Here is an 18,607-nt window from a genome sequence, read left to right on the forward strand (position 1 = left end):
CCATGCATATTAACGATCAGGAGGACCAGCACCTGGTTAACCAGGTTTGCGAGGGCGTGTTGCCTGCCCTGCAGCAATTGATCCAACGTTACCAGCATTTTGTATTTGACCTGGCGCTAAGCCGTTCCGGCAATCCGCAACAAGCCTATGAATGGGCCCGGCAGGTATTTGTAAAAATGATCGCAGTCATTGCCACCTACGATCGCCAGCTGACATTCCGTACCTGGCTGCAAGTGCTGGCCCTGCAGCATTTTGACCAGCTTCCACCCCAGGACGCCACTGAGGCCGCTGCCACAGCGCCTATCCATATTGATATTGCCAATGACCTGTTTCGGTGCCTGCGTTTTGACCCGCTTATCCAACAATTCCATCATTTTAATTAAAAAGTTTGTCACAGTTGTAAAAGACCTGCGTCCAATCTGAAAACAAACGAACATGCAACAACAAACATTTCAGCAGAAGACAGCTTTGATCATTGGCGGATCCAGCGGCATGGGTAAAGCAACCGCCCAACTGTTATTGTCTTATGGCGCACGGGTGATCATTGCCAGCAAATCACAGGAAAGCGTAACAGCCGCTGTTAAAGAATTAAGCGCATTTGGCGCTGTTGAAGGCAAAACTGTGCACCTGGCCAATGCATCCAATGTGGAAGCCTTTATTAATGAACTGGACACGCTTGGTCCAATTCATTACCTGGTAAATGCTGCTGGTTTCTTTGCACCTAAACCTTTCCTGGATTCTACTCCGGATGATTATGATGCATTCCTGGATATCAACCGCGGGTTCTTTTTTATTACTCAGGCAGTAGCCAGAAAGATGAAAGCAATTGGAGGCGGCGCTATTGTGAACATTGGTTCTTACTGGGCGACCAGGGCAGTAAAGGCAACGCCCACGGCTACCTACTCTATGGCCAAAGCAGGCCTGCAGGCTTTTACCCAACAGGTAGGCATGGAACTGGCGGCGGATCATATACGGGTGAATGCGATTGCCCCCGGCGTGGTGGAAACGGGTGTGCTGGATGAATTGGCGGGCTCTCCGGAAGATGCGAAGGAAGTATATAAGACACTACATGCCATGCATCCGTTAGGGCGTAATGGCCGTGCTGAGGAGATTGCGGCGACGATTGCTTTCCTGTTGTCTGATGATGCAGCCTGGATCACCGGAGCGGTATGGGATGTTGACGGCGGTATGGGCGCGGGTCGTAATTAAAAACTGTGACAAATGTCAATGTGATATTGTGTCATCTGCGTCCGTTGGGAAGGGCGTTCATACGATAATTTTGTGCCAGCGCCACCATAAAGCGCAGTACATTTTTAACAACAATACGTGTAGTATGAATACGCAACAAAGTAAAACCGATCCGGTTTACTACCAGGACGCAACGCGATTAGCGGAATTGATCCGCAACCGCGAAATTTCGCCAGTTGAAGTAGTGAAGGCACATCTTGACCGCATTGAGGCGGTTAACGCAAAGGTGAACGCCATCGTAACAATTTCAGATACCGCTTTGAATGCCGCTAGAGCGGCAGAAGCCGCCGTGTTAAGGGGCGATGCATTAGGGCCCCTGCACGGCGTGCCTTTTACTGCAAAAGACTCGATCGACACCGCGAAGCTATTAACGCAGCGGGGTTCGCCAATCTTTAAAGGCCGCACACCGGACACCGATGCCACTACGGTTGCCCGGCTGAAAAATGCGGGTGGTATCCTGATCGGAAAAACAAATCTGCCGGAGTTCTCTTATTGGATAGAGAGCAACAACCTGCTTTCCGGCAGGACAAACAATCCATGGGATCTGCAACTTTCGCCGGGCGGTTCCAGCGGTGGCGAGTCCGCAGCCGTTGCGGCAGGTATGTCTCCATTGGGATTAGGGACCGATCTTGCCATTTCCGTACGCGGGCATGCCGCACTGACCGGCATTGTTGCTTTGAAAGCTACCCATGGCAGCATTCCGATGACGGGTATATGGCCGCGTGCCCCACGCCGTTTCTGGCATGTTGGCCCTATGGCGCGCACCATCCGCGATCTGCAACTGGCTTATTCCGTGCTGGCTGGTCCTGATGGACAGGATGGGTTTTCTTCCAGTACGCTACATGTTGACGCAGGTATTGGTAACATCACCAATAAAAAACTCCGTATCGGCTGGCTTGTGGAGCCGGGCCTTGGACCTATCGATCCCGAAATTGGTATTGCGGTGGCAGCTGCCGCTGATGCGCTTAAGCAACTGGGACACTCCGTTGAGCAAGTTCGCATTCCGGTGCTGGAGGAAGAATTCGCATTGGATTATTATGTGAAACTGCATATGATGGAAATGAAACCGGCGATGCGGGCGGCTATTGCCGGTCAGCCTGATGAACTGGTCTTCAAATATGTGAATGCGGTGTTAGCATACGCTGAAACCACATTCGAAGACTATATTGCTGCGGAACAGTCAGCCGAGCGGCTGCGTGATGGTTTTGCGGCATATTTCCAGCAATACGACGCATTGATCACTCCTGTATTGCCGGTTATTTCACATGGGCATGATATTGAGACGATCGAACCCAAAGGGCAAAAGGAAAGTATTTTCTTACTGCAAAGCGCTACTGTGCCGTTGAACATCACTGGTTTGCCGGGCGTGTCTGTCCGTTTTGGTACCAGTAAAACAGGCCTGCCGATCAATGTACAGGTGGTGGGCAGCTGGTTAGCGGAATCGACCATCCTGCATATTGCGTCGCAACTGGAAGCAACCAGCACTGATACCGTGCTGTATCCCAGCATCTAAAAGTGGTAGTTAACCGTATACAATAAACCTTTAGGGTTGCTCCTGAAGGTTTATTTTGTTTTTGAAAGATCTTTGCGGACCCGGCTCAGGGTTTCCCGCGAAATGCCAAGATAAGAGGCGACCATATGCAGGGGAACTTTGTTGAACACACTGGGATAGGTTTCCTGGAACTCGCGATAGCGCTCTTCCGCAGAAGCGCTGATTAGTGAATAGATGCGTTGCTGGCTGGCTACAAAAGCGCTGTTTGAAAGACGGTCAAAAAAATCCCGGAGCACAGGTATGTTTTGCATCAGCTCTTCCCAGGCCGGTTTCGTCCACAAGATCACGCTGCTGGCTGCCAGGGCCTCAATGTTATATTTGGCCGGTTTTTCCTGGTAATAACTTTCCTGGTCCCCGATCCACCAATTCTCAATACCAAAGCGGACGGTGTGATCATTGCCGTTTTCGTCGTAACGATAGAGGCGCAAACAACCGCTGCTGATAAAACAGATCGATCTCCAGCTTTCTCCGTCGTGCAGTAGTGATTGCCATTTGCGCAGTTTTTTGACCGTGCCTGCATGACGGATCAATTCAAGATCATCCTGTGAGATCTCACAAAATCCATTCAGATATTTTTCAAATACATCAAACATGTCTTAAAAAATAAAGTCATTTTGGCGGCGTCCTCTCAGGTTTTACATATGTCGTCAATAATTTTCTTTGCTGTATCCAACAACTTATTGACGTATTTCATATCCTGGGTGGAACGGAAATACAATGAGGCGCCTTCAATGATCGATATGATCTGCAGCGCAGTGCCTACACTGTCGGTATCCGCCTTAAACTCATTGGCTTTTATGCCGTTTTCAATGATGCCGGTGATATTTTTGGTCCAGGATAGCAGCCCTGTTGCTGCTTTAGCCCGTAACAGGTTATTGGTATCATCTGCTTCTACAACTGTATTCTGTAAAGGACAGCCGCCGGGAGTGAAAGGCGTTTTAGCCGATGGGTGATGCAGCAGCACATGCGCCAGCAATTTGTCTTTATAGGAATTGTGGCTATCAGCGCCATCCAAAAGCAGCTTTTGCTTCCGTTCCCAGTTAAACTCAAATGCTGCCAGCGCTACCGCATCTTTGTTCTCAAAGTTACCATAAATACTTCCGCGGGTCATCCCGGTAGCCTTTTCCAGGTCGCTGACAGAGGTACCCAGCAGCCCTTTTTTATTAAATAGCTCAGCGGTTGCTTCTATAATGCGCTGGCGCGTTGCCGCTGATCTTGGAACAAACTTCATATTGCAAATATAGCGTGTGGGGCGCTGTTGATATAATTACCAGGAGATCACCTGTCCATCTTTAAAAAATTGGCCAGTAGGCCCGTTCTTTGGTAAAGTTGCCGCCGACACGATACTCTTTGCGCCCGCGGTAACCGGTCTTCCCCCATAGTCTGCAAAAGTATCGTAGGAGGCTGTCAGCCCAGGCGTCACCGCATTGACCATAATACCATCCTTTTTCAGATCGATAGCGGCTTTTAGGGTAAACGCATTTAAGGCCGCCTTGGAAATACTGTAGGCGGAGATAATATCCCGCCAGGGGTTAACGAGATTGTACCCTTCGCCGCCGAAAGAGCCGGAACCTGATGATACATTAACAATTCTCGGATGTTCGCTTTTTCTTAATAATGGCGTGAAATACTTAACCGTGGCCCAGGAACCGATGAAGTTACTCTCAAAGACATTTCTGATCTCCTGCAGATCTGCACGTTCGGTATCATACTGATCCGGGAATAAGGTTGCATTATTGATAAGGACGTCGAGTTTTCCGTATTGCTGGTCAATCTTTTGGGCCAGAGACCGGATCATGTCTTCATTTGTCACATCTAAGGCCAGCGGCACAATATCCAGGCCCTCAGCCATTAAAACGGCTGCAAGCGTATCGGCGGTTTCCTGCTTTCTTGATGTGATGATAACGCTGTAATTCATTGCGCCGAGTTGCCGTGCTACTTCAAAGCCAATGCCTGTCTGTTTTCCTACGCCGGTGATCAGCGCTACTTGTTTTGTTGTTTTTTCCATTTTGATGAAGCTTTAACATAATTGTGTCTGGTTCGATGGTGGGACAAAGGTATGGGGAAAACAGGCATACATATAACGATCGTTATATAAAAAGACATAAAAATGACGGTTCTGACAAAATGAGCAATTATAGAGGGTGTAGGTAATGATGACTGTGGTTCAGCTTTTTTAATCCGTATACCATTCGGTATTCCCTAATGACCTTTTTATCCGACTAGCGGCACGGCCATATGCATCTAACCGCTTGTTTTATAAGTAATCTTTATCCTTCGATGGTACTTTTTCTTTGTTTTCCCGTTTTAATACAAAACGCATTTAAAAATATCAGATAAAGGGCACGATTTAGATTGTTTCGATTGACTACCGGCCACCATGTTTTCCTGGTGGCTTTTTTTTGCATTTGTTATGAATTCATACAAAGGCTAACCACTCCAAAATTATCCGACATATATTGCTCTATAGGACGCGTCACCCAAATTGCCTATATTTGACAAGTTTTGTCAAAACTTATATCCATGACAAATTTTGCGGAACTAATACGAATAGAAAGAGCAAAACAAAGGCTACTCCTTCGAGAAGTTGCAGTCAAACTAGAAATTGACCAAGCTGTTATTAGTAAATTCGAACGCAACGAGCGGAAACCCACAAAGGAACAAGTTTTGAAGTTTGCCAAATTTTACAATCTGGATGAAGAAACTTTACTTATAGAATGGCTCAGTGATAAAGTTGCTAATGATTTGCAAGAGGAGCATTTAGCATATAAAGTTCTAGAGGCTGCCAGACAAAAAATAAAAAATGACAAAAAATAGTACTCCACCGTCAGATTACAAATCCCGCAATAACTATATATGCAAATAAAAAAATTGACAATTGAGAATTTCAGATGCTTTGCTAATTATGAAATTCCATTTGGAGGGAAAACAACGGTTCTGATTGGTAAAAATGGTACCGGCAAAACAAACATCTTAACCGGACTTATTTACTCCCTTAGTTTTCCATTTGCTAAAAATGAAATTAAAGGGATGCAGACAATTGGAACCAGTTCCCCCGACCTAAAAATCGCTTCAATAGACAATAAAGGAACATTTGATGCCAGGTTTGATAATGAAACCAATGATTATATCTACCCCATAAAAATAACAGGACAAGCAACCTTCGACAATGAAGAATTAAGTTGGGCAATGGTTAAGGAGAAAAAGGGAGGAGGTCTTTCATCTTCGCAGTACAAAAGAGCATTCGAAAAATTTCAACAATATTATAATGAAAATAATGATAGCAAACCGTTACCTCTTCTAGTCTATTTTTCCGATTCATTCCCCCATATTGAAGCCAATATTAGCGCATATGTAAAGAAAATCTTCACTTCTGAGAATGGATTACCAAGAAATTTTGGATATTACAAATGGGATGAAAAAAACAACTGTATTGGCATGTGGAAAGAGAGGTATACAAAAATATACACCTCATTAAATAACTTTAAACGCCCGGAGTTTAGCATCATAAGCGAGCTAAATGATCTATATTTAATACTCGACAATGGACCAGATTCCGATAATATCGTTGAAATGGAACATAGAACGGAAGTATTAAGAAAACAACTAGAGGTAGTAAGGAATGAACTAAAAAAAGATCCTGAATTTATTGAACTAAATTTTATAGATAATAAACTCAAAAAATTTACCGATCCATTGGAGGAAAAATACAATTTCATTAACAGGGAATTTGAGATAAAACAGATAAAAGTTATTGGCACGAGCAAATCGGAACAACATATCCAATTTGAATTTGCAGATAACAGAAAAATGTTTTTCGACAACTTACCAATGGGGTACAAGCGGCTTTTCTCTATTGTTTTCGATATCGCCTACAGAAGTTTTATTTTAAATAAAGATATTGAACCAACCGGCATCGTAATTATTGATGAAATCGAGCTTCATCTTCATCCAACGCTACAGCAGGAAGTTTTAAATAGATTCAAGAATACCTTTCCTGGAATACAATTTATTGTAAGTACTCATTCTCCGCTGGTGATCAGCAACTTAAACGCCAATACAGAGGAAGACAAAGTTATACGTTTAGAAAACGAAGGAAATAAATTCTACTGGGAACCAGTGGAAAACATCTATGGCATTGACTACACTACGAACTTGATGGAAGTAATGGAAAGCCCCTATCGTTCTTCTACTATTGATAAATTGATAAATGCTTATTTAGTATTATTTGGGAAGAAAAAAGAGTCAGAGGCTGCATTAATACTTGAAAAACTTAAAGACTACTTAGGAGGAGAAATCCCTAGTTTATTACAAGACGAAATCGAGAATCAAAAAAAGGCATATCTGTAATATATATATGAAGTATATCGATAAGTCAATTAATGAAAGTGCTGGCAAGCAGGTTGTAGACGCGCTATTAAACAATTGCTGGGATCCTGTAGACACAATTTATAAAGCTGCCGATTATGATGGATTATGCAAACCTCCCTATCGTAATCCAATTTTGTCCCTGATGTTAGGCGAGCAAAGTAATTTATGTTGCTATTGCATGAAAGAAATTAGTTCAAGAAATACGACATTGGAACATATCATTCCTCACAAAATAAACGTTGGAGATTTTCCTGCCTATCTAACAACCTCTGAATTAATAGATAATGTAATTCACAAAGAAGATTTTGATAAGAGAACAAGAATAATTCCGCCAGCCCAGTATCCACACGATATCGCTTATCATAATTTAATTGCTTCTTGCGACAGTAACCTTCATTGCAATAACTACAGAAGCAATAAAAAAATAGCACCTTTAATTTTTGATGCAAACATTGAGACGCTCGTTGAGTATGATAAAGCAGGCAATACATACAGTGAGAAATATGAAAATGATTTGGGAGCGTTAGGACTATCGCTGGCCAATAGTCCTTTAAGACTTATTCGTATGATTTGGTACAAATTGTCCCAGAGATTCGATGATATAAGCCAAATTAATGACGAAGTAATTAATGACGAAATTTATGGTCTAATTTTACTTTTTAATGGCACAAAGGTTATCGAAAATTTTACCGGAAAGCCATCTTACGAAGAAGAAGTATTAAAATACAAATGGTTTTTTCAATATTACAAAAGCATAATTTAAAAATCCCATGCAATTGATTAATAAGTTTAAATATAATACATTACCAATATAGGCCCTATTGAGGTTTGGATAACTTTATTCAGTTTTCAGTTCCTTACACCCAGGACAGGCAGGCAGGCGCTCCAAAAAAGCTATACAAGTTAAGAGCTGCCTGATTAACGTCCATCTCCCACAAATTCACCTTGATACGGGTTACCTGATAGCGTTAAAAGGTTTTGCCCAGGATAATATCACCAGGGGCAGGCGAACTACATTGAATTTCAACTCATCACATAGGGTACCGGTGCCCGAAAGGCTTTTTTTGTATCTCCCAATCCCGCAGACAACCACCGGCCATGTAAATTAGCACGTACCTGCCATTGAAAAATGAAAACAAATAACTACTTTTCCCGCCACAAAAACGGCTATGCCGTAAAAGTAACCCATCCTTTGCACAGCAAGGGGGAACTAGTCCTATGAACAACACAGAGTCAAAAATCAAAGGCTGCATCTTAGCCGGAGCAATTGGCGATGCTTTTGGAGCGCCGCTGGAAGGTATCCGCTCTCTTGACAAACTGAGGGAACAATACGGGAAAAACGGATCACATGAATTTCTACCCTACCAGGGGCATTGGGATGGAGCGGCGCCTGCAGCGCTGGGCGTTGTAACAGACGATACTACCATGCTTGCCTGTACGCTGGCGGGGATCATAGAAGCCGGCTCCCGGTCGCGGAACGACATTCTCCAAAAACAGTGGCAATATTACCTGGCCTGGGGCTCCCGGCAGGAATATGGGGAGAATATGGCGGTCTTTATTCATGATGATACCACTATTCCGGGTTATCTGCATCCTTTCCTGTACCGCTGCGCTGCGGGTAAAGGCACCCTGGCCGCCTTATTAACGGGCAAACGCGGCAGCTTTCTGCGCCCGGTACAATACGATTGTATGATAGGCGATAAACGGATGAATGAGCCCAATGCCGGTTGCGGCGGTATGATGCGTATTGCGCCGGTAGCATTCCTTTATAGCCATATGGATGTTGTGGAGATGGCGCTTAATAATGCCGCTATCACCCATGGCCATATTGATGCACTGAACGCGACAGCGGCGACAGCGGCGCTGATCTCTAATTGCCTGCAACAGCAGCATATAACAGCAGCGTTAACGGCCACCAGGGAAAGCATTAAAGGCTTGTCAGATAACCTGCCTTTACTGGCTGCGTGGACGGCAGCGGAAACGGCCATTGCCGAGTATGGCGTAAATATGGATACTATTGAGCTGCTTGGGAGCGCTAATGATAGCAACCCGTTCCTGGCCTTACCGGTGCTGAGCCAAACGGTTTATTGCCTGTTGGCAGCCAGCCAGGCGCCAGCTACGGCAGATAGTTTTAAGGCGGTGATCCGATTGGCGGCTAATCATTCCGGGGATTCGGACTCCGTTGCGGCGATCGTTGGGAATTGCCTGGGCGCCGCATGGGGTATGGAGGCGTTGCCAGCGGATTGGGTGAATGTGTTAACGCTGAAGAATGAGTTGATGACGCTGACGGATGGGTATTTGCGAATGGGTATATCGTGAGCAACAGTTCTATCATCAACAGTCAAACATTATTTCTATATATTTGCAGCCGCAACGGGCTGTAATTTAATTGGAAAAATGGCATCCTGTCAAGATGGTTACGCAGGTTCGATTCCTGTCAGCCTGTTGCATTTTTTGCGCACGGTTATACGTACCTGAATAAATGATCAAATAATTGTTATATTCCGTGGTATTAAACCCGTACCATGAATATCTTCCAGTCGATTGCAAGACGTATTATCCGCCATTCCTTTCACCTATCTGTATGGACGATCGAACAATTCTATGATATTGCCGTGTATGAAGAGAAGACCAGGCAGCTGGCCGAGCTGCCGGAAGGCACTTTAGGAAAGGATATTGCAAACTGCCTGCAACGCAACGGACTACGCATCGTACCCGGTTTCGAAAGCCACGATCTTAAGCATGTGCTGCTGGATTATAAAATGACGCCGGTAGATGAAATCCGCCTGCAAGCCTTTATGCTGGGCAACGGCAATCATACGCTGGCCAGCTTTGCCATATTTATCTTTGGCGCATTGTTCCTGCCTGAGCTGTGGCGCACCTTCTACCAGGATTTTAGGGATGGCCGTCACGCAAGGCCCATCAGTACATGGAGTATTGAAGACTTTGCCCACTGCCAAACGGCAGCGTTAAGGGAAGCTGTTTTCCATTATGCTCCGCCTGCAAAACAACCACTGATCGATGCTTCCCGGATCGCAAGAACGGGCGCTTATACCGCTATTTTATTGGGCACGTTTGGCATGCTTTTCTGTCTGCCATTTCTCTTCTCCTCTTCTATGGAAGACCTGGTAGGCGCAGGATTTCCGTTTTTAGGGGGTACTATAATTGCCGGATCAGGGCTTATTGCATTGTCTAATCTTGCGAGTGGGAAGAAAAAGGAGGCAGCCCGGGCTGCTGTGATCAGCGTGTAACAGGGATGCTCTCAATGCAGGCTTAGCCTCTTCCTGCTTTCCAGCAACATAAAATATTATTTCATACTTTTGCTCCAGCAACCGGCTGTAGTTTAATTGGAAAAACACTTTCTCTGCCAGGGAAAAACGCAGGTTCGATTCCCGCCAGCCAGTTGCATTTGTCCGGTATTCAATAATGCCAGTTTTTTGTATCTTCATATAGCCATGCCGACCCCGGCTGATCCGTTTCTACAGCATCCCCATCCGCATAAAACAAAACGTCATGCATCATCAAGCTACATCTATCCGGCCATTTATTGGCGCCAGGAATTTCGACACCTCCCGTAGGTTTTACCAGGACCTGGGCTTCGAGGAACGTATACTGGGCCATGATATGTCTTTATTTAAAACAGGAGACCTTGGATTTTATTTACAGGATGCGTATGTGAAGGACTGGATAGACAATACCATGATCTTTTTAGAAGTAGATGATGTAGACCGTTACTGGAACGAATTATTGGCTTTGGATCTGACGAGTAAGTATGAACATGTAAAGCTAACTCCTATCCGGACCTATGATTGGGGGAAAGAATGTTTTCTGCACGACCCGTCGGGAGTATTGTGGCATTTTGGGATGTTTTCGAGGTAAAAGTTTTGCCCCTCGTGCAGGTCTTCAGAAATCATGGCTAATTAAAAAAATAACGTACCTTGCCTATGCATGGGCTTCTCCCTCTAGTCAGTAATAACGCCAAGGCAGCTACTGTAGCCAGGCACTGAGCATCGTATATATCCTTACTAATTTGTTACTGCCCCTACCCCAGACGGCACTATTCATAGTTAAACAATGCAGGGAAGGAATGTTTCATTTCTTCATCACCAAAATCTTGCAATATGAGAAAGTATTCCTTCTTGTTCTTGCTTATTCCGCTATTCGGAATAGGTCAGACAAAAACAGTTATTACCGCCAATCGTGTTTTTGCCAAAAATGATAAGGTTTCCGAATTTGAACAAGCGCTTACCAGTCATGCGCAAAAATATCATACGGGAGATGTAAAATGGCGGGTATGGAATATTGAATCCGGGCCTGATTATGGCGGATATTTGATCACAGAAGGGCCCAACAGCTGGGAGGCTTTGGATGGCCGCGGCGACATCAGCGCCGAACATACGCAGGACTGGATAAAAAATGTATTACCATTTACTGAAGGCCCTGGCGAAAGCGGTTTTTATGATTTCCAGGAAGACCTGGGCACCGTAAAAATAACAGACTATGCTGACAAGATAATTATCAATCATGCAACGGCTAATCCGGGTAAGATAGGCGCTGTACGGGAGCTCATTAAAAAGTTGCAGAAGGTCTGGGAAGCAGACAGTATATCTGTAGCCGTATATTCCACCGTAGCCTCCGGGGAGCCGGGCTTTATAATGGTAACCCGTTTAAAAAATGGCCTGAAGGAACTATCCGGCACTTTCCGTAAGCCATTACCGGACAGTTATAATGCGGTATATGGGGCTGGCTCATTTGAAACCTGGCTAAAGGATTATGCTGATGCCGTAAAGCAACGCTGGACAGAACTGCTTATTTACAAAGCTAATCTCAGCTCAAAATAATTGCAACCTGATAAAATACCGTCGCTATGCAAGGCAGGTGGCGGTATTTTGTTCTCCCTGTCCATTTCCGGACACCTGTCGCTCATATCTGGACAATTATAAAAAAACACTATACATAAATAACATATTCTGCCGTCCTTTAATTATGGCAATCTTCTTGCGGTTACAGCAGTAATAATACAAAGCTCATGAGCCATATTGTTATTCCTATTCCTCCCCTTCCGGGTAAACAGGAAATAGAAGTAGAGGTAACCATCAACAATCAGAAACAACAATTGCACTACCGGGTAGAGCTGTTTTACTGGGACGAATGCTCTAATCCAATGGGACACCGGGCAGATTGCATCAGTGAAATGCTATCGCATCATGATCCGGAGTGGACGGTGTATTATATAGGCGCGCCTACGGACAAGTTTGTGCCTATTACGTTTGTAAGTAAAGAAAGCAGGAAGCTGCTGCAGCGGGTAAAGGATTAGCATCCCTTATTCTAATCGGGATTTGTTACCAGGTTTCTTATCTATAAATAGGAAAGGAGCTGAGGCTCCCCCTACCCGCCCCTCTAAAAGACTTTAGGACAACCTACCCGATAATCCTTTTTCCCCCACTCTCCGGCAGGAGGAAATGTAAACCCTATTGACAGTTCATGTGAGCCATGGCTATATGTTTCCAAGGGCCCTATTGAAAAATCATAGGCATACCCTACACGCAGGTTAGGCGTAGGGAAGATCTCCACCGCGGCTACCGCCGCATTACGGTTCATCAATGTTTTTTGCAGATAATCCTTGCTATACAGATCTACCCGCGAGCGGTAGGAACCGCCCAGCCAGATCTTGTCCTGGAAGAGGATAAACGCGTTTAAATCCAGGCTGGTAGGACCACCCCGGTCATCCTTCAGCAGAAAAGAAGGCTTAAACTGGATCTGCTCACTTATCGGGAACAACATACCGGCGGTAAAATAATAGTGTGGCCTGGGCTGTGGGATATAGATGTATCGTTCCTTGTTCATGTGCGGGGACAGCAGGTTATCCACGGAAAAGCCGGCGTAAAAGCGCTCATCTGCGTAAAACACGCCTGCTCTGGCATCCGGGACTACTGTGCTCTGTGTGCCGCCAGGCATATCCAATTCCGGGTCTTGCGTGGACAGTAAGGCGCCATTAATACCTAATTGCACCAATCCACCACTGATACCAAATGCCAGGCGGGCGGTGCCATCCTCATTCATACGTATACGGTATGCATAGCTGGCGTACACCGACTGTGTACTTTGCGCACCCAGTTTATCGCTGGCGATCTGCAGCGCCAAGCCAACATTACCATCATTGATAACGCCGTCTCCCGCAATGGAGAAGCTGCGGGGCGCCCCTTCGACGCCTGTCCACTGTGCGCGGTAGTAGCCATGCAGGTTAAGCACCTCCTTGTAACCGGCATAGGCCGGGTTGATATAGATGCCATTGAACATGTACTGACTGAATTGTGCGTCCTGCTGGGCAGACGCTAATCTGCCCAACAGTAAACACACCATCAATATAAGCCCTCTTTTCATGTTATTGTTTGAATTTACGGATGATGGTAGTATAACCTTTGAACACTTCCCATCCTGATCCGTCGGTTTTCTTAATGCGTAACAGGTAATAATATGTCCCTTCGTTCAATCCATCGCCTTTCCAGTTATTCTGATAATTATTCTGCCGGAATACCTCATTTCCCCAACGGTTGATCACTACCAGTTCATTTTCCGGATACCGGTTCAGGCCGCGTATTTCGAATGCATCGTTCTTGCCATCGCCATTGGGGGTGAACAGTGTGGGGATCTTAATATCGGCCACCACTACGTTCACTTTTACTACGGCTATATTGGTCAGGTAACCGTCTTTGTCCTTTACCTGATAGCTGAAGCCATCATCGCCGATATAGCCATTCTCTGGTATATAGGTCACTGTACCGTCTTCGTTAACTATCACCTGGCCGTGCTTAGGTATTGCAATGATCACCACGGTTGCGGGATCAAAATCGGAATGCATGGCGTCGTCATTTGCAAGCACCGGGATAGCAACCGGTATATTCATTTTTGTTTCCACTTCATCATCATTCGCCTGCGGCGCGAGTGTTACAGAGGATGCTGTTGGCGTATCATTATTAGCCGAGGTTCCGGAAATATCTGACACGGTGGTATTTGCCGGTGTTTGTCCGGTTGCGGTGGCTGTGTTCGTGACACGGCCACTTTCCCTGTCGGCCTGCGTAAGCGTGTACACAGCTGTTTCGGTAACATTGGTGCCTGGCAGCAGGTCTGCCGTTAGTGTTTTGGTCAGGCCTATCATTGGGTCCGTGATGGTTACATCGTGTAAGGGCGCGGTACCGGTATTAGCGATATTGAATATGTATGTGATACTGTTGCCTTTTACCAGGCCCACTTTCACCAATGTAATCCCGGCATTTGCAGTCACTGGCAGCACGGTGATGTTAACGGAGACGGTGGTTGTTCCGCCATTGCCATCGCTGATCTGAATAGTGAAGCTATCCGGGCCTGTGTAACCAGCAGTTGGCGTATAGGTATAAGTGCCGCCGGTATTAACTATCACTGTGCCATGGGCGGGATCAGTAGCTTTGGTAAATGTGAGGACGTCTCCGTCTACGTCTGTGCCGGTTACTGTGCCGCTAACAGGTGTATTCTCATTGGTGGTTTTGGTATCGCCAGTGCCGGTAGGATCGTCGTTTACCGGCGTAACGGTGATATTAACGGTTACGGTAGTTGTACCGCCATGGCCGTCACTGATGTTTATTGTAAACTGTTCAGGGCCGTTGTAGTTGGCTGCCGGGGTATATGTATAGGTACCATCCGGGTTTACTACTACTGTGCCGTGGGCAGGGTTGGTGGCTTTGGTGAAATTCAGTGCGTCGCCGTCCGCGTCTGTACCGGTGACAGTACCATTTACAGGGGTGTCTTCCGGCGTAGTCTTAGCATCGCCTGTACCAGTAGGCGCATCGTTAGCTGCTGTAACGGTGATATTAACCGTTACGGTGGTGGCGCCGCCGTGGCCATCGCTGATGTCTATTGTAAACTGGTCAGGGCCGTTGTAGCCTGGAGCCGGGGTATAGGTATAAGTACCATCCGGGTTTACTACTGCTGTACCATGGGCGGGATCGGTGGCTTTGGTAAAATTCAGTGCGTCGCCGTCTATGTCTGTGCCAGTTACTATACCACTTACCGGCGTGTCCTCATTGGTCGTTTTGGTATCGCCGGCACCGGTAGGATCGTCGTTTACTGGTGTAACAGTGATATTAACAGTTACAGTGGTTGTACCGCCGTGACCGTCAGTGATATCTATTGTGAACTGGTCAGGACCGTAATAGTTGGCTGCCGGGGTGTAGGTGTACGTACCGTCCGGGTTTACTACTACAGCACCATGGGCAGGGTCGGTGGCTTTGGTAAATGTAAGCGCATCGCCGTCCGCATCTGTACCTGTTACTGTACCACTCGCCGGGGTATCTTCCGGCGTGGTTTTGGTATCACCGGTGCCAGTAGGTGTATCATTTGCAGCTGTAACGGTGATATTAACTGTGATAGTGGTGGTACCGCCGTGGCCATCGCTAATATCTATGGTAAACTGGTCCGGGCCGTTGTAGCCTGGAGCCGGGGTATAGGTATAAGTACCATCCGGGTTTACTACTACGGTGCCATGAGCAGGATCGGTGGCTTTGGTGAAGGTCAACGCATCGCCGTCTACATCTGTGCCGGTTACTGTACCGCTTACCGGGGTGTCTTCATTGGTCGTTTTGGTATCTCCTGTACCAGTAGGTGTATCGTTAACTGCCGTTACGGTGATATTAACTGTTACAGTGGTGCCGCCGTGGCCGTCATTAATATCTATTGTAAACTGGTCAGGACCGTAATAATTAGCCGCTGGTGTATAGGAGTAAGTACCATCGGTGTTCACTACTACGATGCCATGAGCGGGATCGGTGGCTTTAGTAAATGTAAGGGCATCACCATCTACATCGTTACCGGTCACTGCGCCACTCACCGGGGTATCTTCAGGCGTAGTCTTAGTATCACCTGTACCAGTCGGTGCATCGTTAACTGCCGTTACGGTGATATTAACTGTTACGGTAGTCGTGCCACCATGGCCATCGCTGATATCTATCGTAAACTGGTCCGGGCCGTTATAATCTGCTGCCGGGGTGTAAGTGTAGTCTCCATTTGAGGACACTACTACACTACCGTGGGCCGGGTCGGTGGCTTTGGTGAAGGTCAGTGCATCGCCGTCTGCGTCTGTACCGGCGACGGTACCATTTACAGGAGTATCTTCTTGCGTAGTCTTGGTATCACCAGTACCACTCGGTGCATCGTTGACTGTAGTAACCGCGATATTAACTGTGACAGTGGCGGTGCCGCCGTGGCCATCGCTGATATCTATTGTAAACTGGTCAGGGCCATTATAGTCTGCTGCCGGGGTATAAGTGTAGTCTCCATTTGAGGCCACTACTACGCTACCGTGGGCAGGGTCGGTGGCTTTAGTGAAGGTCAGTGCGTCGCCGTCCGCGTCTGTGCCGGTGACTGTTCCACTTACCGGGGTGTCTTCCGGTGTGGTCTTAGTATCGCCTGTGCCGGTAGGTGCATCGTTGACTGCAGTAACGGTGATATTAACTGTGACAGTGGTGGTGCCGCCGTGCCCATCACTGATATCAATCGTAAACTGGTCTGGGCCATTATAATCCGCTGTAGGAGTATACGTATAGTCCCCATTTGAGGCTACTACTACGCTACCGTGGGCAGGGTCGGTGGCTTTAGTGAAAGTCAGTACGTCTCCGTCCGCGTCTGTACCTGTAACTGTACCACTTACCGGGGTATCTTCCGGCGTGGTCTTAGTATCACCTGTACCAGTAGGCGCATCATTGACTGCGGTAACAGTGATATTAACCGTTACAGTAGTTGTACCACCATGGCCATCGCTGATATCAATCGTAAACTGGTCAGGACCATTGTAGTCTGCTGCCGGGGTGTAAGTGTAAGTACCGCCGGCGTTCACTACGACCACGCCATGGGCAGGATCGGTCGCTTTGGTATACGTTAGTACATCACCATCCACATCGTTACCTGTGACACCGCTATTTATAGGGGTGTCTTCCAGCGTAGTCTTAGTATCGCCGGTACCGGTAGGCGCATCATTGACTGCTGTAACGGTAATATTAACTATGACAGTGGTGGTGCCGCCGTGCCCATCACTGATATCAATCGTAAACTGATCAGGGCCATTGTAATCTGCGGCGGGAGTATACGTATAGTCTCCATTTGAGGCTACTACCACGCTACCGTGGGCTGGGTCGGTTGCTTTGGTGAAAGTCAGTACGTCTCCGTCCGCGTCTGTACCCGTGACTGTACCACTCACCGGGGTATCTTCCGGTGTGGTCTTAGTATCGCCAGTACCAGTAGGCGCATCGTTGACTGCAGTAACTGTGATATTAACGGTTACAGTGGTGGTACCACCGTGGCCATCGCTGATATCAATCGTAAACTGATCAGGGCCATTGTAATCTGCGGCGGGAGTATACGTATAGTCTCCATTTGACGCTACAACCACGCTACCGTGGGCAGGGTCGGTTGCTTTAGTGAAATTCAGTGCGTCTCCGTCCGCGTCTGTACCGATGACTGTTCCACTCACCGGGGTATCTTCCGGTGTAGTCTTAGTATCTCCTGTGCCAGTTGGCGCATCGTTGACTGCAGTAACGGTGATATTAACTGTGACAGTGGTGGTGCCGCCGTGCCCATCACTGATATCAATCGTAAACTGATCAGGGCCATTGTAATCTGCGGCGGGAGTATACGTATAGTCTCCATTTGAGGCTACTACCACGCTACCGTGGGCTGGGTCGGTTGCTTTGGTGAAAGTCAGTACGTCTCCGTCCGCGTCTGTACCTGTGACTGTTCCACTCACCGGGGTATCTTCCGGTGTGGTCTTGGTATCGCCAGTACCAGTAGGCGCATCGTTGACTGCAGTAACTGTGATATTAACGGTTACAGTGGTGGTACCACCATGGCCATCGCTGATATCGATCGTAAGCTGATCAGGACCATTATAGTCTGCTGCCGGGGTGTAGGTGTAATCTCCATTTGAGGCTACTACTACACTACCGTGGGCGGGGTCAGTTGCTTTAGTGAAAGTCAGTGCGTCTCCGTCTACATCGCTACCCGTGACACTGCCATTTACAGGCGTGTCTTCCGGCGTTGTCTTAGTATCACCAGTACCGGTAGGTGCATCGTTAGCTGCGGTAACCATAATATTGACTGTCACGGTAGTCGTACCACCATGACCATCACTGATATCAATCGTAAACTGGTCAGGACCATTGTAGTCTGCTGCGGGGGTATAAATGTAAGTACCGCCGGCATTCACTACGACCAGGCCATGAGCAGGATCGGTTGCTTTGGTATACGTTAGTACATCACCATCCACATCGTTACCTGTGACACTGCTATTTATGGGGGTGTCTTCCGGTGTGGTCTTAGTATCACCTGTGCCAGTAGGCGCATCGTTGACTGCGGTTACGGTGATGTTAACTGTGACAGTGGTTGTGCCACCGTGACCATCGCTGATAT

16 protein-coding genes and 2 tRNA genes are annotated in these 18,607 nt (G+C 46.8%); 13 read left to right on the forward strand and 5 right to left on the reverse strand.

Translation table 11 applies throughout. From position 1 onward, the window contains the following. The first annotated feature begins 2 nt into the window (after positions 1–2). The 3 genes from F0L74_RS08845 to F0L74_RS08855 all read left to right on the forward strand — a co-directional run bounded on the left by F0L74_RS08845 (position 3) and on the right by F0L74_RS08855 (position 2,761). Positions 3–383, forward strand: coding sequence for an RNA polymerase sigma factor (locus tag F0L74_RS08845; RefSeq protein ID WP_149837502.1), 381 nt, complete (start codon positions 3–5; stop codon positions 381–383). 52 nt (positions 384–435) lie between these two features. Then, positions 436–1,209 (forward strand): SDR family NAD(P)-dependent oxidoreductase, encoded by a 774-nt coding sequence (locus F0L74_RS08850; protein ID WP_149837503.1) that lies wholly within the window; start codon positions 436–438, stop codon positions 1,207–1,209. A gap of 124 nt (positions 1,210–1,333) precedes the next feature. Continuing rightward, complete coding sequence (locus F0L74_RS08855; protein WP_149837504.1) at positions 1,334–2,761, forward strand: amidase; 1,428 nt, start codon at positions 1,334–1,336, stop codon at positions 2,759–2,761. Positions 2,762–2,811: 50 nt separating this feature from the next. Here F0L74_RS08855 and F0L74_RS08860 read toward each other — a convergent pair whose 3' ends face one another. From F0L74_RS08860 to F0L74_RS08870, 3 genes are read right to left on the reverse strand one after another with little or no spacing between them, the layout of a single operon-like run. Next, on the reverse strand, positions 2,812–3,393 hold the full coding sequence (locus F0L74_RS08860; RefSeq protein ID WP_149837505.1) for a Crp/Fnr family transcriptional regulator: 582 nt from the start codon (positions 3,391–3,393) through the stop codon (positions 2,812–2,814). Positions 3,394–3,428: 35 nt separating this feature from the next. Beyond that, positions 3,429–4,031 carry a TetR/AcrR family transcriptional regulator gene (locus F0L74_RS08865; protein ID WP_149837506.1) on the reverse strand — a complete coding sequence of 201 codons (603 nt, stop codon included), beginning with the start codon at positions 4,029–4,031 and terminating at the stop codon, positions 3,429–3,431. A gap of 36 nt (positions 4,032–4,067) precedes the next feature. After that, positions 4,068–4,808 carry an SDR family NAD(P)-dependent oxidoreductase gene (locus F0L74_RS08870; protein WP_149837507.1) on the reverse strand — a complete coding sequence of 247 codons (741 nt, stop codon included), beginning with the start codon at positions 4,806–4,808 and terminating at the stop codon, positions 4,068–4,070. Positions 4,809–5,323: 515 nt separating this feature from the next. On the opposite strand from F0L74_RS08870, the gene F0L74_RS08875 reads away from it, so the two are divergent. From F0L74_RS08875 to F0L74_RS08920, 10 genes are all read left to right on the forward strand, one after another. Continuing rightward, the gene (locus tag F0L74_RS08875) at positions 5,324–5,617 is read left to right on the forward strand and encodes a helix-turn-helix domain-containing protein (protein WP_149837508.1); all 294 of its coding nucleotides are present in this window, start codon (positions 5,324–5,326) and stop codon (positions 5,615–5,617) included. Positions 5,618–5,656: 39 nt separating this feature from the next. Continuing rightward, entirely contained in the window at positions 5,657–7,150 is a 1,494-nt protein-coding gene (locus tag F0L74_RS08880; protein ID WP_149837509.1) for an AAA family ATPase, read from the forward strand. Between the two features lie 7 nt (positions 7,151–7,157). Continuing rightward, the gene (locus tag F0L74_RS08885; protein ID WP_149837510.1) at positions 7,158–7,934 is read left to right on the forward strand and encodes an HNH endonuclease family protein; all 777 of its coding nucleotides are present in this window, start codon (positions 7,158–7,160) and stop codon (positions 7,932–7,934) included. Between the two features lie 455 nt (positions 7,935–8,389). Beyond that, a complete protein-coding gene (locus F0L74_RS08890) occupies positions 8,390–9,490 on the forward strand; it encodes an ADP-ribosylglycohydrolase family protein (protein ID WP_149837511.1) in 1,101 nt (366 codons plus the stop codon). 55 nt (positions 9,491–9,545) lie between these two features. After that, positions 9,546–9,617: transfer RNA gene (locus tag F0L74_RS08895), tRNA-Asp, on the forward strand. Between the two features lie 79 nt (positions 9,618–9,696). Then, a complete protein-coding gene (locus tag F0L74_RS08900) occupies positions 9,697–10,422 on the forward strand; it encodes a hypothetical protein (protein ID WP_149837512.1) in 726 nt (241 codons plus the stop codon). An 81-nt stretch (positions 10,423–10,503) separates the two neighbouring features. After that, positions 10,504–10,575 (forward strand) — tRNA-Gly (locus F0L74_RS08905). Between the two features lie 109 nt (positions 10,576–10,684). Then, complete coding sequence (locus tag F0L74_RS08910; RefSeq protein ID WP_149837513.1) at positions 10,685–11,050, forward strand: VOC family protein; 366 nt, start codon at positions 10,685–10,687, stop codon at positions 11,048–11,050. A 242-nt stretch (positions 11,051–11,292) separates the two neighbouring features. After that, positions 11,293–12,012, forward strand: a complete 720-nt coding sequence (locus F0L74_RS08915) for a hypothetical protein (RefSeq protein ID WP_149837514.1) — start codon at positions 11,293–11,295, stop codon at positions 12,010–12,012. Positions 12,013–12,200: 188 nt separating this feature from the next. Next, positions 12,201–12,488, forward strand: a complete 288-nt coding sequence (locus F0L74_RS08920; RefSeq protein ID WP_149837515.1) for a hypothetical protein — start codon at positions 12,201–12,203, stop codon at positions 12,486–12,488. An 83-nt stretch (positions 12,489–12,571) separates the two neighbouring features. Here the strand turns inward: F0L74_RS08920 and F0L74_RS08925 are convergent, their stop codons facing one another. Beyond that, the gene (locus tag F0L74_RS08925; protein ID WP_149837516.1) at positions 12,572–13,555 is read right to left on the reverse strand and encodes a PorP/SprF family type IX secretion system membrane protein; all 984 of its coding nucleotides are present in this window, start codon (positions 13,553–13,555) and stop codon (positions 12,572–12,574) included. A 1-nt stretch (position 13,556) separates the two neighbouring features. Then, the coding region (locus F0L74_RS08930) for an Ig-like domain-containing protein (protein WP_188315924.1) at positions 13,557–18,607 on the reverse strand (5,051 nt) is incomplete at its 5' end.

Source organism: Chitinophaga agrisoli, from assembly GCF_008386695.1.
In the GTDB taxonomy this organism is placed as follows: domain Bacteria; phylum Bacteroidota; class Bacteroidia; order Chitinophagales; family Chitinophagaceae; genus Chitinophaga; species Chitinophaga agrisoli.

Excerpts from the sequence above, each read along its gene's own strand:
- F0L74_RS08880 (WP_149837509.1), top strand. The coding sequence starts at position 5,657 with ATGCAAATAAAAAAATTGACAATTGAGAATTTCAGATGCTTTGCTAAT.
- F0L74_RS08925 (WP_149837516.1), bottom strand. The coding sequence starts at position 13,555 with ATGAAAAGAGGGCTTATATTGATGGTGTGTTTACTGTTGGGCAGATTA.
- F0L74_RS08860 (WP_149837505.1), bottom strand. The coding sequence starts at position 3,393 with ATGTTTGATGTATTTGAAAAATATCTGAATGGATTTTGTGAGATCTCA.
- F0L74_RS08910 (WP_149837513.1), top strand. The coding sequence starts at position 10,685 with ATGCATCATCAAGCTACATCTATCCGGCCATTTATTGGCGCCAGGAAT.
- F0L74_RS08870 (WP_149837507.1), bottom strand. The coding sequence starts at position 4,808 with ATGGAAAAAACAACAAAACAAGTAGCGCTGATCACCGGCGTAGGAAAA.
- F0L74_RS08885 (WP_149837510.1), top strand. The coding sequence starts at position 7,158 with ATGAAGTATATCGATAAGTCAATTAATGAAAGTGCTGGCAAGCAGGTT.
- F0L74_RS08850 (WP_149837503.1), top strand. The coding sequence starts at position 436 with ATGCAACAACAAACATTTCAGCAGAAGACAGCTTTGATCATTGGCGGA.
- F0L74_RS08915 (WP_149837514.1), top strand. The coding sequence starts at position 11,293 with ATGAGAAAGTATTCCTTCTTGTTCTTGCTTATTCCGCTATTCGGAATA.
- F0L74_RS08875 (WP_149837508.1), top strand. The coding sequence starts at position 5,324 with ATGACAAATTTTGCGGAACTAATACGAATAGAAAGAGCAAAACAAAGG.
- F0L74_RS08845 (WP_149837502.1), top strand. The coding sequence starts at position 3 with ATGCATATTAACGATCAGGAGGACCAGCACCTGGTTAACCAGGTTTGC.
- F0L74_RS08890 (WP_149837511.1), top strand. The coding sequence starts at position 8,390 with ATGAACAACACAGAGTCAAAAATCAAAGGCTGCATCTTAGCCGGAGCA.
- F0L74_RS08900 (WP_149837512.1), top strand. The coding sequence starts at position 9,697 with ATGAATATCTTCCAGTCGATTGCAAGACGTATTATCCGCCATTCCTTT.
- F0L74_RS08855 (WP_149837504.1), top strand. The coding sequence starts at position 1,334 with ATGAATACGCAACAAAGTAAAACCGATCCGGTTTACTACCAGGACGCA.
- F0L74_RS08865 (WP_149837506.1), bottom strand. The coding sequence starts at position 4,031 with ATGAAGTTTGTTCCAAGATCAGCGGCAACGCGCCAGCGCATTATAGAA.
- F0L74_RS08920 (WP_149837515.1), top strand. The coding sequence starts at position 12,201 with ATGAGCCATATTGTTATTCCTATTCCTCCCCTTCCGGGTAAACAGGAA.